Below are 17,901 nucleotides of genomic sequence, written 5' to 3'. Positions count from 1 at the left end.
AAGCGACAGCGTCACCCGACGCTCTCTTAACCGGTGCGCACCACGCGCTCCGGTTCTTCCACCACCTGCCGCTTCATCACGCGTTCCAATACCTGCGCTTCCAGTTCAGCCAGCCGGACAGAGCCGAGCTTACGTGGGCGAGGTAAATCAACGGTCAGGTCGAGGCCAATCTTCCCTTCTTCAATCAGTAAAACCCGATCCGCCATAGCGACGGCTTCGCTCACATCGTGCGTCACCAGCAACACCGTAAAACCGTGCTCCTGCCACAGCGAAACAATTAACTCCTGCATTTCGATACGCGTCAGCGCATCCAGCGCACCCAGAGGTTCATCGAGCAGTAAAAGACGCGGGCGATGAATCAGGGCGCGAGCGAGTGCCACACGCTGCTTCTGGCCGCCGGAAAGTGCCGCTGGCCATTCTGTTGCGCGATTCGCAAGGCCTACCGCTTCCAGCGCCCTGGTCGCCGCCTCTTTCCAGTTGCCTTTAAGCCCCAGGCCAACATTGTTAATCACCGATTTCCATGGCAACAAACGGGCGTCCTGAAACATTAAACGCGTTTCGTCCTGGCTTTCGCGCAAGGGCGCATTTCCGGCAATAAGTGAGCCGCCATTGGGGTTTTCCAACCCGGCCAGCAAACGCAGCAATGTACTTTTGCCCCCGCCGCTGCGCCCAACTACCGCAACAAATTGCCCGGCAGGAATATGGAGCTCAAGTTCATCGAGAATCGTTTTATTGCCGTAGCGTTTAGTCACGCTGTTAAGGAGTAGGGGAGTCCCCTGGTTTAAACGAGCGGTATTCATGCGTTCTCCTCCTGTAACTGGTACGCCGGGTGCCAGCGCAGCCAGACACGTTCGAGTAATTGCGCGCTGATATCAGCGAGTTTGCCGAGCAGGGCGTACAGAATAATGGCGACCACCACAACATCGGTTTGCAAGAATTCACGTGCGTTCATCGCCAGGTAGCCAATCCCGGAGTTAGCAGAAATGGTTTCTGCCACGATTAAGGTCAGCCACATCAGCCCCAGAGCGAAGCGGATCCCGACCATTATCGAAGGCAACGCGCCCGGGAGTATCACCTGCGCGAACAGGCTGAAGCCGGATAAACCATAACTGCGCGCCATCTCCAGCAATCCCTGGTCGATATTGCGGATGCCGTGCCAGGTGTTGATGTAGATCGGGAATAGCGTGCCGAGGGCCACCAGGAAAATTTTTGCTGATTCATCAATGCCGAACCAGAGAATGACCAGTGGGATAAGCGCCAGGTGTGGAACGTTGCGCAGCATCTGAATCGAGCTATCCAGCAGGCGCTCGCCCCAGCGTGACAGGCCGCTAATCAGGCCCAGGGTTAACCCCAAAGAGCCGCCAATGCTGAAACCAATCACCGCACGCCATGAGCTGATAGCCAGGTGCTGCCACAATTCACCGCTGGCTGAAAGATTCCAGAACGCGATGACCACCCCTTCCGGAGAAGGGAGGATGCGGGTCGAAAGCCAACCCGCGCTTGAGGAGAGCTGCCAGATTGCGATAACCGCAACCGGCAGTGCCCACGGGGCCAGTCTCAACAACAATTTGTGCGTTGAAGGTGTCATGGGCGATTCCTTAGCTTTGTGCCACTTTGCGTGGGATAAAATCATTTGCCACGACTTCGCCTTTTTCCTGAATCTGGCGCGGTTGCGGGATTTGCGGAATAGAAACGTCAAGGTGCGGGAACAGCAGTTCGCCCACGCGATAAGCCTCTTCCAGATGCGGGTAGCCAGAGAGAATAAAGCTGTCGATCCCCAGCGCTGCATATTCGTTAATGCGTTCCGCGACCGTTGGTCCATCGCCTACCAGTGCCGTACCGGCGCCTCCGCGCACCAGACCCACACCCGCCCACAGATTCGGGCTGATTTCCAGATTGTCACGCTTGCCGCCGTGCAGCGCCGCCATACGGTGCTGGCCGACGGAATCGGTGCGGGCAAAGGCTGCCTGGGCTTTGGCGATGGTTTCATCGTCAAGCTGAGAAATAAGGCGATTAGCGGCATCCCAGGCTTCTTCATTGGTTTCGCGCACAATCACATGCAGGCGAATACCGAACCGGACGGTGCGCCCGTGGGCTGCGGCTTTCGCACGCACTTGCTCGATTTTCTCTTTGACTAAATGCGGGGGTTCGCCCCAGGTCAGATATAAATCCACCTGTTCGGCTGCCAGATCCTGCGCGACATCTGATGAGCCGCCAAAATAGAGCGGCGGACGCGGTTGCTGAACAGGAAGGAACAGTAATTTCGCCCCTTTCACCTGAATATGTTTGCCTTCGTGATTCACCGTTTCGCCTTCCAGCAGGCGTCGCCAGATATGGGTAAATTCGGCCGATGCTTCGTAACGCTCCTGATGATTGAGGAATACGCCATCAGCGGCTAACTCTTCCGGGTCGCTGCCCGTCACCAGGTTAAACAAAGCCCGTCCGTTTGAAAGACGGTCAAGGGTGGCTGCCTGACGCGCTGCAACCGTTGGGGACGTTACGCTTGGGCGCAGCGCCACAAGGAATTTCAAACGCTGCGTCACAGGAATCATGGATGCTGCAACCAGCCAGGCATCTTCGCATGAGCGGCCCGTTGGGATGAGCACGCCGGTAAAGCCTAATCTGTCTACTGCCTGAGCAATTTGTTGCAGGTAACCGTGGTCAACCGGGCGGGCAGAATCGTTGCTGCCTAAGTAGTGGCCATCGCCATGAGTAGGTAAAAACCAGAATAAATTTAAGCTCATGATTTGTTTCCTTCAGTGGGTTGCCAGATTCTGGTGCGAATATCGATTTTCTTTGGCACTAAATGGTTGTCATAAAACAGATCTGCCGTTTGCTGTTGTTTGGCGGCTGTCTCAGCGCTGACAGGAGTAATGACCGTTGGTGGACGGTGGTCGAAATAGGTGGCGATAACGTTTTCCGGCAATCCCATGGTTTTTGCTAACAGCGCCACGCTTGCATCGCGCTGGCTGCGGGTTAACGCATCGGCATCACTAAATGCTTTCAGAACGTTTTGCAGGAATGGCCCATTTTTTTCCGCGTATGGGCGAGAGGCGAGATAGAACGATCCGGTCTGATTCAGTTCGCTGCCATCGGTTAACACGCGAACGCCGCCGTTCAACAAAGCTGCGGAGTAGTACGGGTCCCAAATCGCCCAAGCATCAACGTTGCCTTGTTGGAAGGCGGCGCGGGCATCGGCAGGGGTTAAATAAGCGGGCTGAACGTCGGTAAATTTCAGCCCTGCTTTTTGCAGCGCTCTTAATACCAGGTTATGTGAACTGGAGCCTTTCTGAAAGGCAATCTTATGCCCTTTAAGGTCGGCGACGCTTTTCAGCGGGCTGTTCTCCGGCACCAGAATGACTTCGGCTTTCGGTTTGGCTGGTTCAGAGCCGATGTATACCAGATCCGCCCCCGCCGCCTGAGCGAAGATTGGCGGAATATCGCCTGTGCTGCCCAGATCGATACTGCCGATATTCAGCGCCTCGAGCATTTGTGGGCCGGCCGGGAATTCAATCCACTGAAATTTGGTCTGCGGATACTCTTTTTCCAGCAGTTGGTGGCTTTTTGCCAGCACCATACTCACCGACCCTTTTTGATAGCCGATGCGTAACTGATCGGGGCCTGTTTCGGCGGCATGAATCGTTGCGCTCAGGCTCAGGGCTCCCGTGAGCATCAGCCACGGAGCCGTGCGTTTTAAGAGATTAAACATGGACAGCTCCTTGAGTATTAAAAGGGGACGTGACAATAAAATCGCGGCGATGCAGCGCTTGCCAGAAGGTTTCCAGCGCGTTATCGAGGCGTTGTTGTAAGTTGTTACTGAATACGGGTTTGTGCTGGTAATCAGAAACCTGGCTGTCGTCGGCAAATACGCCGTGCAGAATTTCTTGAGCTTTCAGGGCGTTAAGCACAGGTTTTAGTGCGTAATCCACCGCGAGCATATGCGCCACGGTGCCGCCAGTGGCTAAAGGGAGCACCACTTTCTTATCCAGCGCACGTTCAGGCAGTAGGTCGAGCAGCGTTTTCAGCGCACCGGAAAACGACGCTTTATAAACAGGGGTCGCAATGATCACGCCGTCAGCCTGTTCTAATTGTTCTATTAAGGCTAATAACGCCGGGCTATCAAAACGGGCGTACAGCAAATCTTCGGGGGCGAAGTTTTGTAGATGCCAGTGACACACCTCAATATCCAGAGCGCTTAATTTTTCGCGGGCATATTCCAGCAGCGCACTGGAACGGGATGGGAAGCGGGGGCTTCCTGCAAGGGTTATCACACGCATATTGTTTCCTTATAACTAAATGTTTGCTTTTAGGTAACATTGATAACAATTGAGTGTGATATTCGCGCAGAAGTGCTTTTCCATTAAATGATTTATCCGGTAATCCATTGCCAGAAAACGCAAATAGAGGACTTTTTTGGGCGGCATAAAGAGAAGGGAAGAAAACGTTTGCGCTGATTCGGGCTTTTTTGTTGCAGGTCAATTCCATTGAGAGGCGTTATCGTTAATAATATCGCCCCAGTTTGCATACTGGGAATTCTGGAGTGTTCATGTACTACCCCTTCGTTCGTAAAGCCCTTTTCCAGCTCGATCCTGAGCGCGCTCATGAAGTGACATTTCAGCAATTGCGTCGTGTAACAGGTACACCTCTCGAGTGGCTGGTGCGGCAAAATGTGCCGTCTAAACCTGTCACCTGCATGGGGCTGACCTTTAAGAACCCGTTAGGCCTTGCCGCAGGTCTGGATAAAAACGGTGAGTGCATTGATGCGCTGGGTGCAATGGGTTTTGGTTCCATTGAAATTGGGACCGTAACGCCGCGCCCTCAGCCCGGTAATGATAAGCCACGTATTTTCCGTCTGGTTGAGGCGGAAGGTCTGATCAACCGAATGGGCTTCAATAACCACGGCGTTGATAACCTGGTTGAGAATGTTAAAAAATCCCATTTTGATGGGGTATTAGGCATTAATATCGGCAAGAATAAAGACACGCCGGTTGAGCAAGGCAAAGATGACTATTTGATCTGCATGGATAAAATTTATCCTTATGCGGGTTATATCGCGATCAATATTTCTTCGCCAAATACGCCAGGATTACGCTCGCTACAATACGGTGAAGCGTTAGACGATCTGTTATCAGCAATCAAAAATAAGCAGCAGGCGCTTCAGGAATTGCATCACAAATATGTGCCTGTAGCGGTGAAGATCGCGCCGGATCTTTCCGAAGAAGAATTGATCCAGGTTGCTGACAGTTTAGTTCGCCATAATATTGACGGCGTAATTGCGACCAATACAACATTGGATCGCAGCCTGGTTCAGGGCATGAAATATTGCGATGAAACGGGGGGATTAAGTGGCCGTCCGGTGCAATTGAAGAGCACAGAAATTATCCGTCGCCTGTCGCAGGAATTAAATGGCCGCTTGCCGATTATTGGCGTGGGCGGTATTGATTCGGTGATTGCTGCACGCGAGAAGATGGCTGCGGGTGCATCATTAGTGCAAATATATTCCGGTTTCATTTTTAAAGGCCCACCGCTGATTAAAGAAATCGTTACTCATCTCTAACGGTATCTTTTCAGACAACCAGGGCTTTATTTTCCGCCCTGGTTGTTTTATATTCCACGACTGTTGCTTATTTATACATATTAGTCTTTTATTAATGTGTTCATTAACGAAGCGGCGTTAAGGATGTTTTAAATCGTAGGAATAAACGAAAGGGCAAATAGTTATGCGGATAAAACCGGACGATAATTGGCGTTGGTATTACGACGAAGAGCACGATCGTATGATGCTCGATTTAGCCAATGGCATGCTATTTCGTTCACGTTTCCCGCGTAAAATGTTGACCCCCGATGCCTTTGAAAACACGGGTTTTTGTGTTGATGATGCCGCTCTGTACTTCTCCTTTGAAGAAAAATGTCGCGATCTTATTTTAAGTAAAGAGCAGCGTGCCGAGCTGGTATTAAATGCGCTCGTCGCGATCCGCTATCTCAAACCGCAAATGCCAAAAAGCTGGCACTTTATTTCTCATGGTGATTGCTGGCAGCCAATTCCAGGCGATGCCGCCTGCGTGTGGCTAAGCGATGATATGCAGCAGGTGAATTTGCTGGTGGTGGAAACCGGCGATAACGCAGCGCTCTGTTTACTGGCTCAGCCCGGTTTACAACTCGCTGGCCGAACCATGCAGCTTGGTGATGCCATTAAAGTAATGAACGACAGATTAAGGCCACAACCCGTAAGCCACGACCTCAGTCTGGATAAAGCCGTTTAATTCCCCGCTAATTCCAAATCACCCGCCGGAATACAGCTACAACATAAGATAGTGCCGTCATCGCTGATAGCGCTTTTCTTTAACGCTTTCACTTCGCCGCTAACGAGTTTAATTCTGCAACTGCCGCAGATCCCGGCCCGGCAAGAATAGGGCACCCGGATGCCTTGTTGTTCAAGCTGCTCAAGCAAAACTTGTTGATTGTTGCCGCGAAAGGGTTGGCCCTGCCAGTCGATAGCTACGCTACTTTCTAGCTGCTCGAAGGGCTCAAGATCTTCAGCCACGGCTCCCGCGCCGTAGACTCTGGCGGGTTTTGTTTTCAGCACTTCAAGCTCATCACCCACGCGAATAATGCCGCTGTTACGGGCGATCAGATTTTGCCCGAAATCTACATCACCATTATCCAGCGCGGTACGGAAACGTTGCAGGGTTGCTAGCGGCTCGCCGGAAGGATGTTTGCGGCCTTTTTCCGGACTCACGGTGGTGAAAATACAGCGGCTGCAGGGTTTGGCGACATCAAAGGTCACATCACCAATGCGCACCACCTGCCAGGTGTCTTCATCCCACGCCTGCGCGCCGGTTATCACGATATTTGGGCGAAACTGCGTCATCTTCACGCTTGCCGGGCAGCGGTTTTGCAAATCGCGCAGCGAGGCTTCATTAGCCAGCAAGAAAGGAAAACCGTCGGCAAAGGAGAGCGGCACGTCTTCATGACGTTTAACGCGGCGGGTTAAAATTTCCCCCAGCCAACGAAGCTGAACAGGGCGTGAAAAGAAGCCACTAAGCCATTGGTTAATTTCATCCGGCGCTATTTGTGCGGTGAAGTGATTACCCCAAACTTCAGTGGGCTCGGCTTCTGACTGGAAATCGGCAAAGCGAACGGTGGCGGAGCTGCCGTCCGGGGCGCTGAGGAATAAACCATCATGCGTGATGGCGGGGGTAAACAGCACCATCTGCGGAAACTGCCGTGCGGTAATAAAAGTGCCGTCTGGCTCTGTCACCATAAAAATGCGATCAAAAGCTAAACCGCTGGTGGAAGCCTGAGCGTGTGAGAGCGCAAGCCCACGCATTGATTTCACCGGATGAATATAAAGTTGGGATAAGGTGATCATTGCGCCCTCCGTGGTTAAATAAAGAAGAATAAAGAGGCCAACTTTATGACATGCGTGGCGGATTGGCTATAATGCGCCACAATTTTCTTTTTACACCTGATAAGTGACGATATGAATTCTCTGTTTGCCAGTACGGCGCGTGGGCTTGAAGAGCTATTAAAAACTGAACTGGAGGGCCTTGGGGCGCAAGCATGCCAGGTGGTTCAGGGCGGCGTACATTACCAGGGGGACTCACGTCTGCTCTATCAAAGCCTGATGTGGAGCCGCCTTGCGTCCCGCATTCTGCTGCCATTAAACGAATGTAAAGTTTACAGCGACCTGGATTTGTACCTCGGTGTGCAAACCATCGACTGGCCTGCGCTGTTTGGGCCAGATGCCACCTTCGCTGTACATTTCAGCGGCCTGAACGAAGTGATCCGTAACAGCCAGTACGGCGCGCTAAAAGTAAAAGATGCGATTGTTGACTCCTTTACACGTAAAAATCTGCCGCGTCCAAACGTTGAGCGTGAACAGCCCGATCTGCGCATTAACGTCTGGCTGAATAAAGACACCGCAAGTATTGCGCTGGATCTGAGCGGCGAAGGCCTGCATCAGCGTGGTTACCGTGACAGCACCGGTGCGGCACCGATTAAAGAGACGCTGGCTTCTGCTATTGTGATGCGTTCAGGCTGGCAGACGGGTACACCGTTGCTCGACCCAATGTGTGGCTCCGGCACGCTGTTGATTGAAGCGGCGATGATTGCAACCGATCGCGCACCGGGTCTGCACCGTAAGCACTGGGGTTTCCTGGGCTGGGCAAATCACGATGTGGAGTTGTGGAAAGAGATCACCACCGAAGCACAGGTTCGCGCCCGTAAAGGCCTGGGCGACTACACCTCTCGTTTCTATGGTTCTGATAACGATTCACGCGTTATTGAACGCGCTCGCGCCAACACCCGCCGTGCGGGCCTGGCCGATATCATCAGCTATGATGTGAAAGACGTCGCTAAGCTGAGCAATCCACTGCCGGAAGGGCCAGTGGGGACGGTTATCAGCAACCCACCATACGGCGAACGTCTGGATAGCGAACCTGCATTGATCGCCCTGCACAGTTTGTTAGGCCGCAATATGAAGAACCATTTTGGCGGCTGGAATCTCTCCCTGTTTAGCGCGTCACCGGATTTGCTGAGCTGCCTGCAATTGCGCGCGGAGCGCCAGTTTAAAGCGAAAAACGGCCCGCTGGATTGTGTGCAGAAGAATTATCAACTGGCAGAAAACAGCACCAGTGCGGCATCGGGTCAGATTGCTGATGATTACGCTAACCGTCTGCGCAAAAATATCAAAAAACTGGATAAATGGGCGCGTCAGGAAGGTATCGAATGCTACCGAATTTACGATGCAGACCTGCCAGAATATAACGTTGCGGTTGATCGCTACGGCGAATGGGTTGTGGTTCAGGAATATGCGCCACCGAAAACCGTTGATGCCAATAAAGCGCGTCAGCGTTTGTTCGATGTGATTGCTGCCACGCTTTCCGTTCTGGAATTGCCGTCTAACCGTTTAATTCTGAAAACCCGTGAGCGTCAGAAAGGGAAAAGTCAGTATCAGAAAATGGACGAGAAGGGCGACTTCATGGAGGTTAGCGAATATAACGCTCGCCTGTGGGTTAACCTGACAGATTATCTTGATACCGGTTTGTTCCTCGACCACCGTATTGCGCGCCATATGCTGGGCAAAATGAGTAAAGGGAAAGACTTCCTTAACCTGTTTGCTTATACCGGGAGTGCAACCGTTCACGCAGGTCTTGGCGGCGCGAAAACGACCACCACCGTGGATATGTCCCGTACTTATCTGGAATGGGCTGAGCGTAACTTGCGTCTTAACGGCTTGAGTGGCCGTGCTCACCGTCTGATTCAGGCCGACTGCCTGGGCTGGCTGCGTGAAACCGATGAACAGTTCGATCTGATTTTTATCGATCCACCGACGTTCTCAAACTCAAAACGTATGGAAGAATCTTTTGATGTCCAGCGCGACCACCTGGTGTTGATGAAAGACCTCAAACGCCTGTTGCGCCACGGCGGCACCATTATGTTCTCCAACAACAAACGCGGTTTCAAAATGGACTTTGACGGGCTGGCTAACCTGGGCTTAAACGCGCAGGAAATCACGCAGAAAACCCTGTCTCAGGACTTTGCCCGTAATCGCCAAATTCATAACTGCTGGCTCGTGACTCACGTAGCCAAGGATTAATTTCATGTCATTAATTAGTATGCACGGTGCCTGGTTGTCGTTTAGCGATGCACCGTTATTAGATAACACCGAACTCCATATCGAAGAAAACGAACGTGTCTGTTTAGTTGGCCGTAACGGCGCGGGTAAATCCACGCTAATGAAGATCCTCAATCGTGAAGTGCCGTTAGATGACGGGCGCATGATCTACGAACAGGATCTGATCGTTGCGCGTTTGCAGCAGGATCCACCGCGTAACGTGGCGGGAACCGTTTACGATTTCGTGGCTGAAGGCGTTGAAGAACAGGCTGAGCACCTCAAGGCGTATCACGATATTTCCCATAAAGTGATGACCGACCCGAGCGATAAAAATCTCAACGAGATGGCGCGTATTCAGGAAATCCTGGATAACCAGAATCTCTGGCAGTTAGAAAGCCGCATCAATGAAGTGCTGCTGCAACTGGGCCTGGATGCTGACACCGAGCTGTCTGCGCTCTCCGGCGGCTGGCTACGTAAAGCCGCGCTGGGCCGCGCGCTGGTCAGTTCGCCGCGCGTACTGCTGCTTGATGAACCGACGAACCACCTGGATATTGAAGCGATTGACTGGCTGGAAGGCTTCCTGAAGGAGTTCCAGGGCAGCATCGTCTTTATTTCCCACGACCGTTCATTCATCCGCAATATGGCGACCCGTATTGTCGATCTTGACCGTGGCAAACTGGTTTCTTATCCGGGCGATTACGATCAGTATTTGCTGGCAAAAGAAGAAGCGCTGCGCGTTGAAGACCTGCAAAACGCCGAGTTCGATCGCAAGCTGGCGCAGGAAGAAGTCTGGATTCGCCAGGGCATCAAGGCTCGCCGTACGCGTAATGAAGGCCGCGTGCGTGCGTTAAAAGCGATGCGTAACGAGCGTAGCGCACGCCGTGAAGTGTTGGGCAGCGCCAAAATGCAGGTCGAAGAAGCGGCTCGCTCAGGTAAAATTGTCTTTGAAATGGAAGATGTTTGCTACAGCATCGGCCAACGTGCGCTGGTGAAAGACTTCTCAGCCCAGGTTCAACGCAGCGACAAAATTGCGTTGGTAGGGCCAAACGGCTGTGGCAAAACGACGCTGCTGAAACTGATGCTAGATCAGTTGAAAGCGGATAGCGGGCGCGTCCATTGCGGCACAAAACTGGAAGTGGCGTACTTTGACCAGCACCGTGCAGAGCTTGACCCAGACCGTACGGTAATGGACAACCTGGCTGAAGGTAAACAGGAAGTGATGGTAAACGGTAAGCCGCGCCATGTGCTGGGTTATCTGCAGGACTTCTTGTTCCATCCAAAACGTGCGATGACGCCGGTGCGTGCGCTGTCAGGTGGGGAACGAAACCGTCTGCTGTTAGCGCGTTTGTTCCTGAAACCAAGTAACTTAATGATTCTCGATGAACCGACCAACGACCTGGATGTCGAAACGCTCGAACTGCTTGAAGAGCTGATTGACGGCTACCAGGGCACCGTAATGTTGGTGAGCCACGATCGTCAATTTGTGGATAACACGGTTACCGAATGCTGGATTTTTGAAGGCGAAGGTAAAATTGGTCGCTACGTGGGCGGCTACCACGATGCCAAAGGCCAGCAGGCATCAGTTCAATCTTTGCGCCAGCCTGTAGCAGATAAAGCGCAAAACACCCCTGCAGCAAAAGCGGAAGTTGTTAAACGCGCAAGTAGCAAGCTAAGCTATAACTTGCAACGCGAATTAGAGCAATTACCACAACGTCTTGAACAACTTGAGGCGGAGCTTGAAGCGCTACAGGCCAAAGTCGGCGATGCTGAGTTCTTTAACCAGCCTCACGATGTCACGCAAAAAACATTGAGCGACCTGAGTACAGCAGAAAAAGCACTGGAAGAGGCTTTTGAGCGCTGGGAATATCTGGAAGCTCTGAAAAACGGCGCGTAACGCAAGGAGATACGATATGTGTGCCACGCATCAACATCGTTCACACATATTGTGTTCACAATGTGATTTACTGGTTGCTCTGCCAGACTTAGAAGACGGCCACAAGGCCGTCTGTCCACGTTGTGGAACAACCCTTCTGACCCAGTGGGCGTTGCCACGGCAACGTCCTACCGCTTATGCGTTGGCCGCGCTATTTATGCTCCTGCTGGCCAACCTTTTCCCTTTTATCAATATGAATGTCGCGGGTATCAACAGCGAGGTTACGCTGCTTGAAATTCCAGGCGTGCTTTTTAGCGAAGACTACGCAAGCCTCGGCACCTTTTTCATGGCATTTGTGCAGGCCGTTCCCGCGTTTTGTTTAATCACGATTTTATTACTGGTTAATCAGGCGTCGATGCCGTTATTGCTGAAAAAGCGTTTAGCGCGGATCCTCTTTCAACTGCGTTCCTGGGGGATGGCAGAGATTTTTCTCGCCGGTGTGCTGGTCAGTTTTGTCAAATTGATGGCTTATGGCGACATTGGAGTAGGCAGCAGCTTTATTCCGTGGTGCCTGTTTTGCGTGCTACAACTGCGCGCGTTTCAGTGCGTTGACCGCCGCTGGCTCTGGGATGATATTGCCCCCGAACCGGTTATTAACGCCCCTCTAAAAGTCGGTGTGTCCGGTATTCGCCAGGGGCTGCGGTCTTGTTCGTGCTGTACGGCTATCGTGCCTTCAGGCACGGAAATCTGCCCGCGCTGTGAAACCAAAGGCTATGCCCGCCGTCGTCACAGTTTGCAATGGACGCTCGCGCTGTTGCTGACGTCCATTATGCTTTATCTACCAGCGAACATCTTGCCTATCATGATAACCGAAGTCCTGGGCAGTAAAATTCCCTCGACGATTCTTGCCGGGGTTATCTTGCTATGGAGCGAAGGCTCCTATCCGGTTGCGATGGTGATCTTCGTCGCCAGTATTCTGGTGCCGACGCTTAAAATGTTGGCGATTGCCTGGCTGTGTTGGGATGCAAACGGCCACGGACGTCGTGACAGTGAAAGAATGCATTTGATCTACGAAGTGGTCGAGTTTGTCGGGCGCTGGTCGATGATTGATGTATTTGTGATTGCGGTTTTATCGGCGCTGGTGCGCATGGGTGGATTGATGAGTATCTATCCCGCTATCGGTGCCGTTATGTTTGCATTAGTGGTTATTTTGACAATGTTTGCGGCGATGACCTTTGACCCTCGCTTGTCCTGGGATCGCGCACCGGATTCAACTCATGAGGAGTCGTCTGAGCATGGAAAATAAAAGCGGGGAAGCAAAAGTAGCAAAGGTAAAAAACTGGTCCCCGGTATGGATTTTCCCTATCGTTACCGTGCTTATCGGGGCATGGATCCTTTTTTACCACTACAGCCATCAAGGGCCGGAAGTCACGCTCATCACAACCAATGCTGAAGGTATTGAAGGTGGCAAAACCACGATAAAAAGCCGCAGTGTTGATGTGGGTGTCGTTGAGAGTGCTGTGCTTTCCGATGACTTGCACCATGTGGAAATTACCGCCCGTATGCACTCCGGCATGGAGAAATTACTGCATAAAGACTCGGTGTTTTGGGTAGTGAAACCGCAAGTTGGTCGGGAAGGTATTTCGGGCCTGGGAACGTTGTTATCCGGGGCTTATATTGAATTGCAACCGGGGACGAAGGGGGCGCAACCCGAGCGTTACGATTTGCTGGATGCCCCGCCTTTAGCGCCACCGGATGCCAAGGGGATTCGCATCACGTTGGACAGCAACAAAGCGGGGCAGCTCTCTCCAGGGGACCCGGTGTTGTTCCGTGGGTATCGCGTCGGTTCGGTTGAAACCAGCAGCTTTGATGCGACTAAACGTAGTATCAGCTATCAGCTCTTTATCAGTGCACCAAACGATCGTCTGGTCACCAGTAATGTACGCTTCTGGAAAGATAGCGGTGTTGCGGTCGATTTGTCATCGCAGGGCATGCGTGTGGAGATGGGCTCGCTGACCACGTTGTTCAGCGGTGGCGTCAGTTTCGACGTTCCTGAAAGTCTGGATATCGGCCAGCCGGTTCAGGCCGGTAGCGAGTTCAAACTTTTCGATGATCAAAAAAGTATTCAGGACTCGCTCTATACCAGGCACATCGATTATCTGATGTTCTTCAAAGATTCGGTGCGTGGTTTGCAGCCGGGCGCACCTATAGAATTCCGCGGGATTCGTTTAGGAACCGTGGCTCGCGTGCCTTTCTTTACGCCGGGTATGCGCCAGGCATTAAACGATGATTTCCGTATTCCGGTTCTGATTCGGATAGAACCTGAGCGTTTACAAAATATCATCGGGGATGATACCGACGTTGAGGGGAACATGGATTCCCTGCTCAAGCGCGGTTTACGAGCATCGATGAAAACCGGCAACCTGGTGACGGGTGCGCTGTATGTCGATCTCGATTTCTATCCTAAAGCGCCGCCGGTGACGGGTATGACAACGTTCGGTGGTTATCCAATTATTCCAACCATGAGCGGTGGCCTTGCGCAAATTCAGCAACGCCTGCTGGAAACGCTGGATAAAATTAATAACCTGCCGCTCAATCCGATGATTGACCAGGCGACCAATTCGCTTGCCGAAAGTCAGCGTACGATGAAGCACTTGCAGCAGACGATCGATAATCTGAACAAAATTACGTCGAACAAGTCGATGCAATCTTTGCCAGATGATATGCAATCCACATTGCGTGAACTGAATCGCAGTATGCAGGGCTTCCAGCCGGGATCTGCGGCGTACAACAAGATGGTGGCCGATATGCAGCGTCTTGATCAGGTTCTGCGTGAACTGCAGCCTGTGCTGCGAACGTTGAACGATAAGAGCAATTCGCTGATCTTTGAAGCGAAGGATAAAAAAGATCCCCAGCCGAAGAGGGCAAAAGAATGAAAAAATGGCTCCTGATATTTGCTGCCTTAGCGCTAACGGCCTGTAGCAGCAGCGAGGATGGAAAAACGTATTACCAGCTGCCTCAAAGCACAGCGCCTGCTATGCAGGCTGTGAGCCAGCCTGGCACCCATTTGTTATGGGTAGAGCAGGTTGCTGTTCCTGATTACCTCGCTGGAAACGGCGTGGTTTATCAGACCAGCGATGTGCAGTACGTTATTGCCAACAGTAATTTGTGGGCAAGCCCGTTGGATCAGCAGTTGCGTAATACACTGGTGAGCAATTTGAGTAGCGCATTACCGGGCTGGGTTGTGGCGTCGCAACCGCTCGGCAGTACTCAGGATACTCTGAATGTTAATGTGACGGGCTTCCATGGACGTTATGACGGGAAGGTCATTGTCAGTGGTGAATGGCTTCTTAATCACCAGGGTCAATTGATTAAACGTCCGTTTCATGTTGAGCTGAAGCAGGAAGCCGATGGCTATGATGCTATGGTGAAAACCTTAGCTCAGGCGTGGCAGCAAGAAGCGCAAAGCATCGCAAGCCAGCTAACACGCATTAATTAATCTTCTCATTAGCACAAAAAAGCTGCGTCATCTGTCATCAAAGCGGAGCGCAGCTTTTCTTTTTCCATTAGTTCGTTACCCGTCTAATCTCTCATTTTTTACAGAAAATATCTTTTTCGTAGCTCATCTTTATGACATTGGCGTGAATTTTGCGCATTGACGATAACTGTTTTTGAGGGTATTCGTTATATGTGGTTGCACGTTTTGTAGCCACTGTTTTCTTTCCACCAGATCCATTTGATTGATCAAGAAATGAGGGAAACGAGGCATGAAGAGACAAAAACGAGATCGCCTGGAACGGGCTCATCAACGTGGTTATCAAGCAGGTATCGTCGGACGCTCCAAAGAGATGTGTCCTTATCAGACACTGAATCAAAGGTCGTACTGGATGGGAGGCTGGCGAGAAGCCATGGAAGACAGGGCGGTTACCGCGTAATCACTGTCTCTTTAGATAAAAGAAACCTCCGCTAGCGGAGGTTTCGCGTTTCAGAGGATTAGAAAGCAGAGGTGTCTTTGAAAAGACCTACTTTCAGGTCAGTAGCGGTGTAGATAACACGGCCATCAACCAGCACTTCACCATCTGCCAGGCCCATAATCAGGCGGCGATTGATAACGCGTTTGAAGTGAATACGGTAGGTTACTTTTTTCGCTGTAGGCAGGATCTGACCCGCGAGCTTAACTTCACCCACGCCCAGCGCACGGCCTTTACCTTCACCGCCTAACCAGCCGAGGTAGAAGCCGACTAACTGCCACATTGCATCCAGACCCAGACAACCAGGCATCACTGGATCGCCGATAAAGTGGCAACCGAAGAACCACAGATCAGGATTAATATCCAACTCTGCTTCAACGTAACCTTTATCGAAGTTGCCACCGTCTTCGGTCATTTTGACCACGCGGTCCATCATCAGCATGGATGGTGCAGGCAAACGTGGGCCTTCAGCACCAAACAGTTCGCCACGACCAGAGGCAAGAAGATCTTCTTTTGTATAGGATTCGCGTTTATCTACCATGTTTACAGTAAGCCTTTTTATAATGAAGCACGCATGTTAGCTAACACGTGTACGCTCAACAAGTCCGATCAGTTCGGTGTGAACCAGCTGAGCCAACGTAGTGGCCAAGGATAACGGTGCCGAATATCTTGTGCGGATGCCTGAGCGATTCGCTCTTGTACCGCACGCATGAGTGTATTTTGCCCTTCGCCATCCCATGGCAGATTCGTCAATAAGGGTAGCGCATCCGTGACATCGTCGATCGCCCAAATGGTGAACTGCCCTTGTTCTACCGCATCCAGAACATCCTGATGCAGGCACAGGTGACGTACGTTAGCCACCGGGATAATAACGCCTTGCTTGCCGGTAAATTCGCGCTGCTGGCAAATACGGAAGAAACCTTCAATCTTCTCATTCAGGCCGCCAACCGGTTGCACCCGACCAAACTGGTCGACAGAACCCGTCACCGCGATGTGCTGATAAATCGGCACATTTGCCAGGGCACTGATTAATGCGCAAAGTTCGGCCATTGAGGCGCTATCGCCATCCACTTCGCTATAAGATTGTTCAAATGTCAGCGATGCGGAGAAGGGAATTTGTTGATCAAGCTGCAATTCAGACATCAAAAATGCCTGCATGATCATCATGCCTTTCGCATGAATATTGCCGCCCAGCTCTGCCTTACGTTCAACGTCGGTAAATTCACCGTCGCCTACGTGCACCACGCAACTGATTCGCGAAGGTTCTCCAAAAGCGCGTGGGTGGCCCGGGAATTCAATCACTGACAGGGCATTGATCTGGCCGACCATTTCACCTTCAGTTTCAATCAGAATCTGCTCAAGCAGAATTTCATCCTGCATACGTTCTGCGAGATAGCCTTCGCGCCATTCACGCTGCGTCAGCATTTGCGTCAGCTCTTCGGCCCCAAAGGTTTCCTCTTCGGTAAAGGCGGCGACTTCGCGAAGCTGACGGCCAATCCATGAAGGGCAGAGCGGCAGTGTTTCTTGATCGCCGGTATAACGTACTGCTTCACGAATCAATACCTGCCACGCGTCCGTTGCAGGCGCTGGAAGTGTTTTAGATTTTGCTACTGCGTAAATCCACTGGCACCATAGCGCCATATCATCGGCAGAGGCGATTTGCAGATTGTCTTCGAATTCGCTGTAAATGGCGGATGTTGCAAGCTCCGGCTCCATTTCCTGGAAATCTGCCAGCGATTCACGTTCACCCACCAGAACCAGTTTCAGGTTCAATGGTAGTGAAGGAATGCTTACCGGTAACGGGCGCGTTTCATCAGGGGAAATCCAATCGAAGCGGCCCTGAATCACCATTTGTTTGAGACGCAGCCATAATAGCGGCTGGGCTAAGACACTGCGCAATGACAGAACCAGAATGCCGCCGTTCGCACGATGAACCAGGCCAGGAGTCAGGGTGATTTCCCCGGCAAACTGACGAACACAGCCAAATAACTGTTCTGCTTCAATCCAGTCAGCCGCAACGACCTCGGACAGCCCTGCAAAATTGTCTGCAGCGGATTCTGCCGGGCGTAGCGTGACGCGTTGACCTTCGATTTGATAATGCCCGCCGGTCAGAGCGCTGTCTTGCGACCAGCATTCACGTGCGGCGTTAGCAATAAGATTAAGGTATTCGGCTTCTTCAGCGGCTTTTACCAGCATCAGATCGGCCGAGGCTACCGGTTGGCTGAGTTGTACCAGTCCGTACGACAGACGCGGTTGCACAGCGGAGAAAGGGGCAGTTTCGGAATCATAAGGCTGTGCGAAAATTTCCTGATAGCTTTCGGTATCAGGTACAAGAGCACGCCATTCAAGTCGATTAGTCGTCAAAGTCGCTATTTATTAATTAGATGTCAAAGGCGCGATTATACAAGAATAGGCAGGGCAGCACACGGATTATGCGG

At 51.8% G+C, this 17,901-nt stretch carries 16 protein-coding genes; 8 read left to right on the top strand and 8 right to left on the bottom strand.

The window, feature by feature from the left end:
* Window positions 1-26 precede the first annotated feature (26 nt).
* From ssuB to ssuE, 5 genes are read right to left on the bottom strand one after another with little or no spacing between them, the layout of a single operon-like run.
* Window positions 27-800: an aliphatic sulfonates ABC transporter ATP-binding protein gene (ssuB, locus tag AB1E22_RS02510; RefSeq protein ID WP_367593937.1), complete on the bottom strand. Its 774-nt coding sequence runs from the start codon at window positions 798-800 to the stop codon at window positions 27-29.
* The gene (gene ssuC, locus AB1E22_RS02505; protein WP_367593936.1) at window positions 797-1,588 is read right to left on the bottom strand and encodes an aliphatic sulfonate ABC transporter permease SsuC; all 792 of its coding nucleotides are present in this window, start codon (window positions 1,586-1,588) and stop codon (window positions 797-799) included. The genes ssuB and ssuC overlap by 4 nt, the downstream gene beginning before the upstream one ends.
* 10 nt (window positions 1,589-1,598) lie before the next feature.
* Entirely contained in the window at window positions 1,599-2,744 is a 1,146-nt protein-coding gene (gene ssuD / locus AB1E22_RS02500) for an FMNH2-dependent alkanesulfonate monooxygenase (protein ID WP_367593935.1), read from the bottom strand.
* On the bottom strand, window positions 2,741-3,709 hold the full coding sequence (locus AB1E22_RS02495; protein ID WP_367593934.1) for a sulfonate ABC transporter substrate-binding protein: 969 nt from the start codon (window positions 3,707-3,709) through the stop codon (window positions 2,741-2,743). The genes ssuD and AB1E22_RS02495 overlap by 4 nt, the downstream gene beginning before the upstream one ends.
* On the bottom strand, window positions 3,702-4,277 hold the full coding sequence (gene ssuE, locus AB1E22_RS02490) for an NADPH-dependent FMN reductase (protein ID WP_367593933.1): 576 nt from the start codon (window positions 4,275-4,277) through the stop codon (window positions 3,702-3,704). Before ssuE ends, AB1E22_RS02495 begins: the two co-directional genes overlap by 8 nt.
* A gap of 269 nt (window positions 4,278-4,546) precedes the next feature.
* Between ssuE and pyrD the strand changes: the two genes are divergently transcribed.
* Both pyrD and zapC read left to right on the top strand, forming a co-directional pair.
* Complete coding sequence (gene pyrD, locus AB1E22_RS02485) at window positions 4,547-5,557, top strand: quinone-dependent dihydroorotate dehydrogenase (protein WP_367593932.1); 1,011 nt, start codon at window positions 4,547-4,549, stop codon at window positions 5,555-5,557.
* A 163-nt stretch (window positions 5,558-5,720) separates the two neighbouring features.
* Window positions 5,721-6,263 (top strand): cell division protein ZapC, encoded by a 543-nt coding sequence (gene zapC / locus AB1E22_RS02480; RefSeq protein WP_367593931.1) that lies wholly within the window; start codon window positions 5,721-5,723, stop codon window positions 6,261-6,263.
* On the opposite strand, the gene AB1E22_RS02475 is transcribed toward zapC, so the two are convergent.
* The gene (locus AB1E22_RS02475; protein ID WP_367593930.1) at window positions 6,260-7,372 is read right to left on the bottom strand and encodes a YcbX family protein; all 1,113 of its coding nucleotides are present in this window, start codon (window positions 7,370-7,372) and stop codon (window positions 6,260-6,262) included. The two genes, zapC and AB1E22_RS02475, sit on opposite strands and share 4 nt — an antisense overlap.
* A 111-nt stretch (window positions 7,373-7,483) precedes the next feature.
* On the opposite strand from AB1E22_RS02475, the gene rlmKL reads away from it, so the two are divergent.
* The 6 genes from rlmKL to rmf all read left to right on the top strand — a co-directional run bounded on the left by rlmKL (window position 7,484) and on the right by rmf (window position 15,427).
* Window positions 7,484-9,601: a bifunctional 23S rRNA (guanine(2069)-N(7))-methyltransferase RlmK/23S rRNA (guanine(2445)-N(2))-methyltransferase RlmL gene (gene rlmKL, locus AB1E22_RS02470; protein WP_367593929.1), complete on the top strand. Its 2,118-nt coding sequence runs from the start codon at window positions 7,484-7,486 to the stop codon at window positions 9,599-9,601.
* Window positions 9,602-9,605: 4 nt separating this feature from the next.
* Window positions 9,606-11,513: an ABC transporter ATP-binding protein gene (locus AB1E22_RS02465; RefSeq protein WP_367593928.1), complete on the top strand. Its 1,908-nt coding sequence runs from the start codon at window positions 9,606-9,608 to the stop codon at window positions 11,511-11,513.
* A 16-nt stretch (window positions 11,514-11,529) separates the two neighbouring features.
* On the top strand, window positions 11,530-12,798 hold the full coding sequence (gene pqiA, locus AB1E22_RS02460; protein WP_367593927.1) for a membrane integrity-associated transporter subunit PqiA: 1,269 nt from the start codon (window positions 11,530-11,532) through the stop codon (window positions 12,796-12,798).
* Window positions 12,788-14,428 carry an intermembrane transport protein PqiB gene (gene pqiB, locus AB1E22_RS02455; protein WP_367593926.1) on the top strand — a complete coding sequence of 547 codons (1,641 nt, stop codon included), beginning with the start codon at window positions 12,788-12,790 and terminating at the stop codon, window positions 14,426-14,428. The genes pqiA and pqiB overlap by 11 nt, the downstream gene beginning before the upstream one ends.
* Window positions 14,425-14,991: a membrane integrity-associated transporter subunit PqiC gene (gene pqiC, locus AB1E22_RS02450; RefSeq protein ID WP_367593925.1), complete on the top strand. Its 567-nt coding sequence runs from the start codon at window positions 14,425-14,427 to the stop codon at window positions 14,989-14,991. Before pqiB ends, pqiC begins: the two co-directional genes overlap by 4 nt.
* Window positions 14,992-15,259: 268 nt before the next feature.
* Window positions 15,260-15,427, top strand: a complete 168-nt coding sequence (gene rmf, locus AB1E22_RS02445; RefSeq protein WP_034456319.1) for a ribosome modulation factor — start codon at window positions 15,260-15,262, stop codon at window positions 15,425-15,427.
* 58 nt (window positions 15,428-15,485) lie between these two features.
* Here the strand turns inward: rmf and fabA are convergent, their stop codons facing one another.
* Together fabA and AB1E22_RS02435 are read right to left on the bottom strand one after the other, a co-directional pair.
* The gene (gene fabA / locus AB1E22_RS02440; RefSeq protein WP_367593924.1) at window positions 15,486-16,004 is read right to left on the bottom strand and encodes a bifunctional 3-hydroxydecanoyl-ACP dehydratase/trans-2-decenoyl-ACP isomerase; all 519 of its coding nucleotides are present in this window, start codon (window positions 16,002-16,004) and stop codon (window positions 15,486-15,488) included.
* Between the two features lie 68 nt (window positions 16,005-16,072).
* The gene (locus AB1E22_RS02435; protein WP_367593923.1) at window positions 16,073-17,827 is read right to left on the bottom strand and encodes an AAA family ATPase; all 1,755 of its coding nucleotides are present in this window, start codon (window positions 17,825-17,827) and stop codon (window positions 16,073-16,075) included.
* Between the last annotated feature and the right edge of the window lie 74 nt (window positions 17,828-17,901).

Source organism: Buttiauxella gaviniae, from assembly GCF_040786275.1.
Lineage (GTDB): Bacteria > Pseudomonadota > Gammaproteobacteria > Enterobacterales > Enterobacteriaceae > Buttiauxella > Buttiauxella gaviniae_A.
Note: the sequence above shows the minus strand (reverse complement) of the source record. Positions and strands in the feature narration are given on the sequence as shown.

Bases quoted from the DNA above. Each gene is read 5' to 3' on its own strand.
- pqiA (WP_367593927.1), top strand. From the start codon at position 11,530: ATGTGTGCCACGCATCAACATCGTTCACACATATTGTGTTCACAATGT.
- AB1E22_RS02465 (WP_367593928.1), top strand. From the start codon at position 9,606: ATGTCATTAATTAGTATGCACGGTGCCTGGTTGTCGTTTAGCGATGCA.
- fabA (WP_367593924.1), bottom strand. From the start codon at position 16,004: ATGGTAGATAAACGCGAATCCTATACAAAAGAAGATCTTCTTGCCTCT.
- pqiB (WP_367593926.1), top strand. From the start codon at position 12,788: ATGGAAAATAAAAGCGGGGAAGCAAAAGTAGCAAAGGTAAAAAACTGG.
- ssuB (WP_367593937.1), bottom strand. From the start codon at position 800: ATGAATACCGCTCGTTTAAACCAGGGGACTCCCCTACTCCTTAACAGC.
- rmf (WP_034456319.1), top strand. From the start codon at position 15,260: ATGAAGAGACAAAAACGAGATCGCCTGGAACGGGCTCATCAACGTGGT.
- zapC (WP_367593931.1), top strand. From the start codon at position 5,721: ATGCGGATAAAACCGGACGATAATTGGCGTTGGTATTACGACGAAGAG.
- AB1E22_RS02475 (WP_367593930.1), bottom strand. From the start codon at position 7,372: ATGATCACCTTATCCCAACTTTATATTCATCCGGTGAAATCAATGCGT.
- rlmKL (WP_367593929.1), top strand. From the start codon at position 7,484: ATGAATTCTCTGTTTGCCAGTACGGCGCGTGGGCTTGAAGAGCTATTA.
- ssuE (WP_367593933.1), bottom strand. From the start codon at position 4,277: ATGCGTGTGATAACCCTTGCAGGAAGCCCCCGCTTCCCATCCCGTTCC.
- pyrD (WP_367593932.1), top strand. From the start codon at position 4,547: ATGTACTACCCCTTCGTTCGTAAAGCCCTTTTCCAGCTCGATCCTGAG.
- ssuC (WP_367593936.1), bottom strand. From the start codon at position 1,588: ATGACACCTTCAACGCACAAATTGTTGTTGAGACTGGCCCCGTGGGCA.
- ssuD (WP_367593935.1), bottom strand. From the start codon at position 2,744: ATGAGCTTAAATTTATTCTGGTTTTTACCTACTCATGGCGATGGCCAC.
- AB1E22_RS02495 (WP_367593934.1), bottom strand. From the start codon at position 3,709: ATGTTTAATCTCTTAAAACGCACGGCTCCGTGGCTGATGCTCACGGGA.
- pqiC (WP_367593925.1), top strand. From the start codon at position 14,425: ATGAAAAAATGGCTCCTGATATTTGCTGCCTTAGCGCTAACGGCCTGT.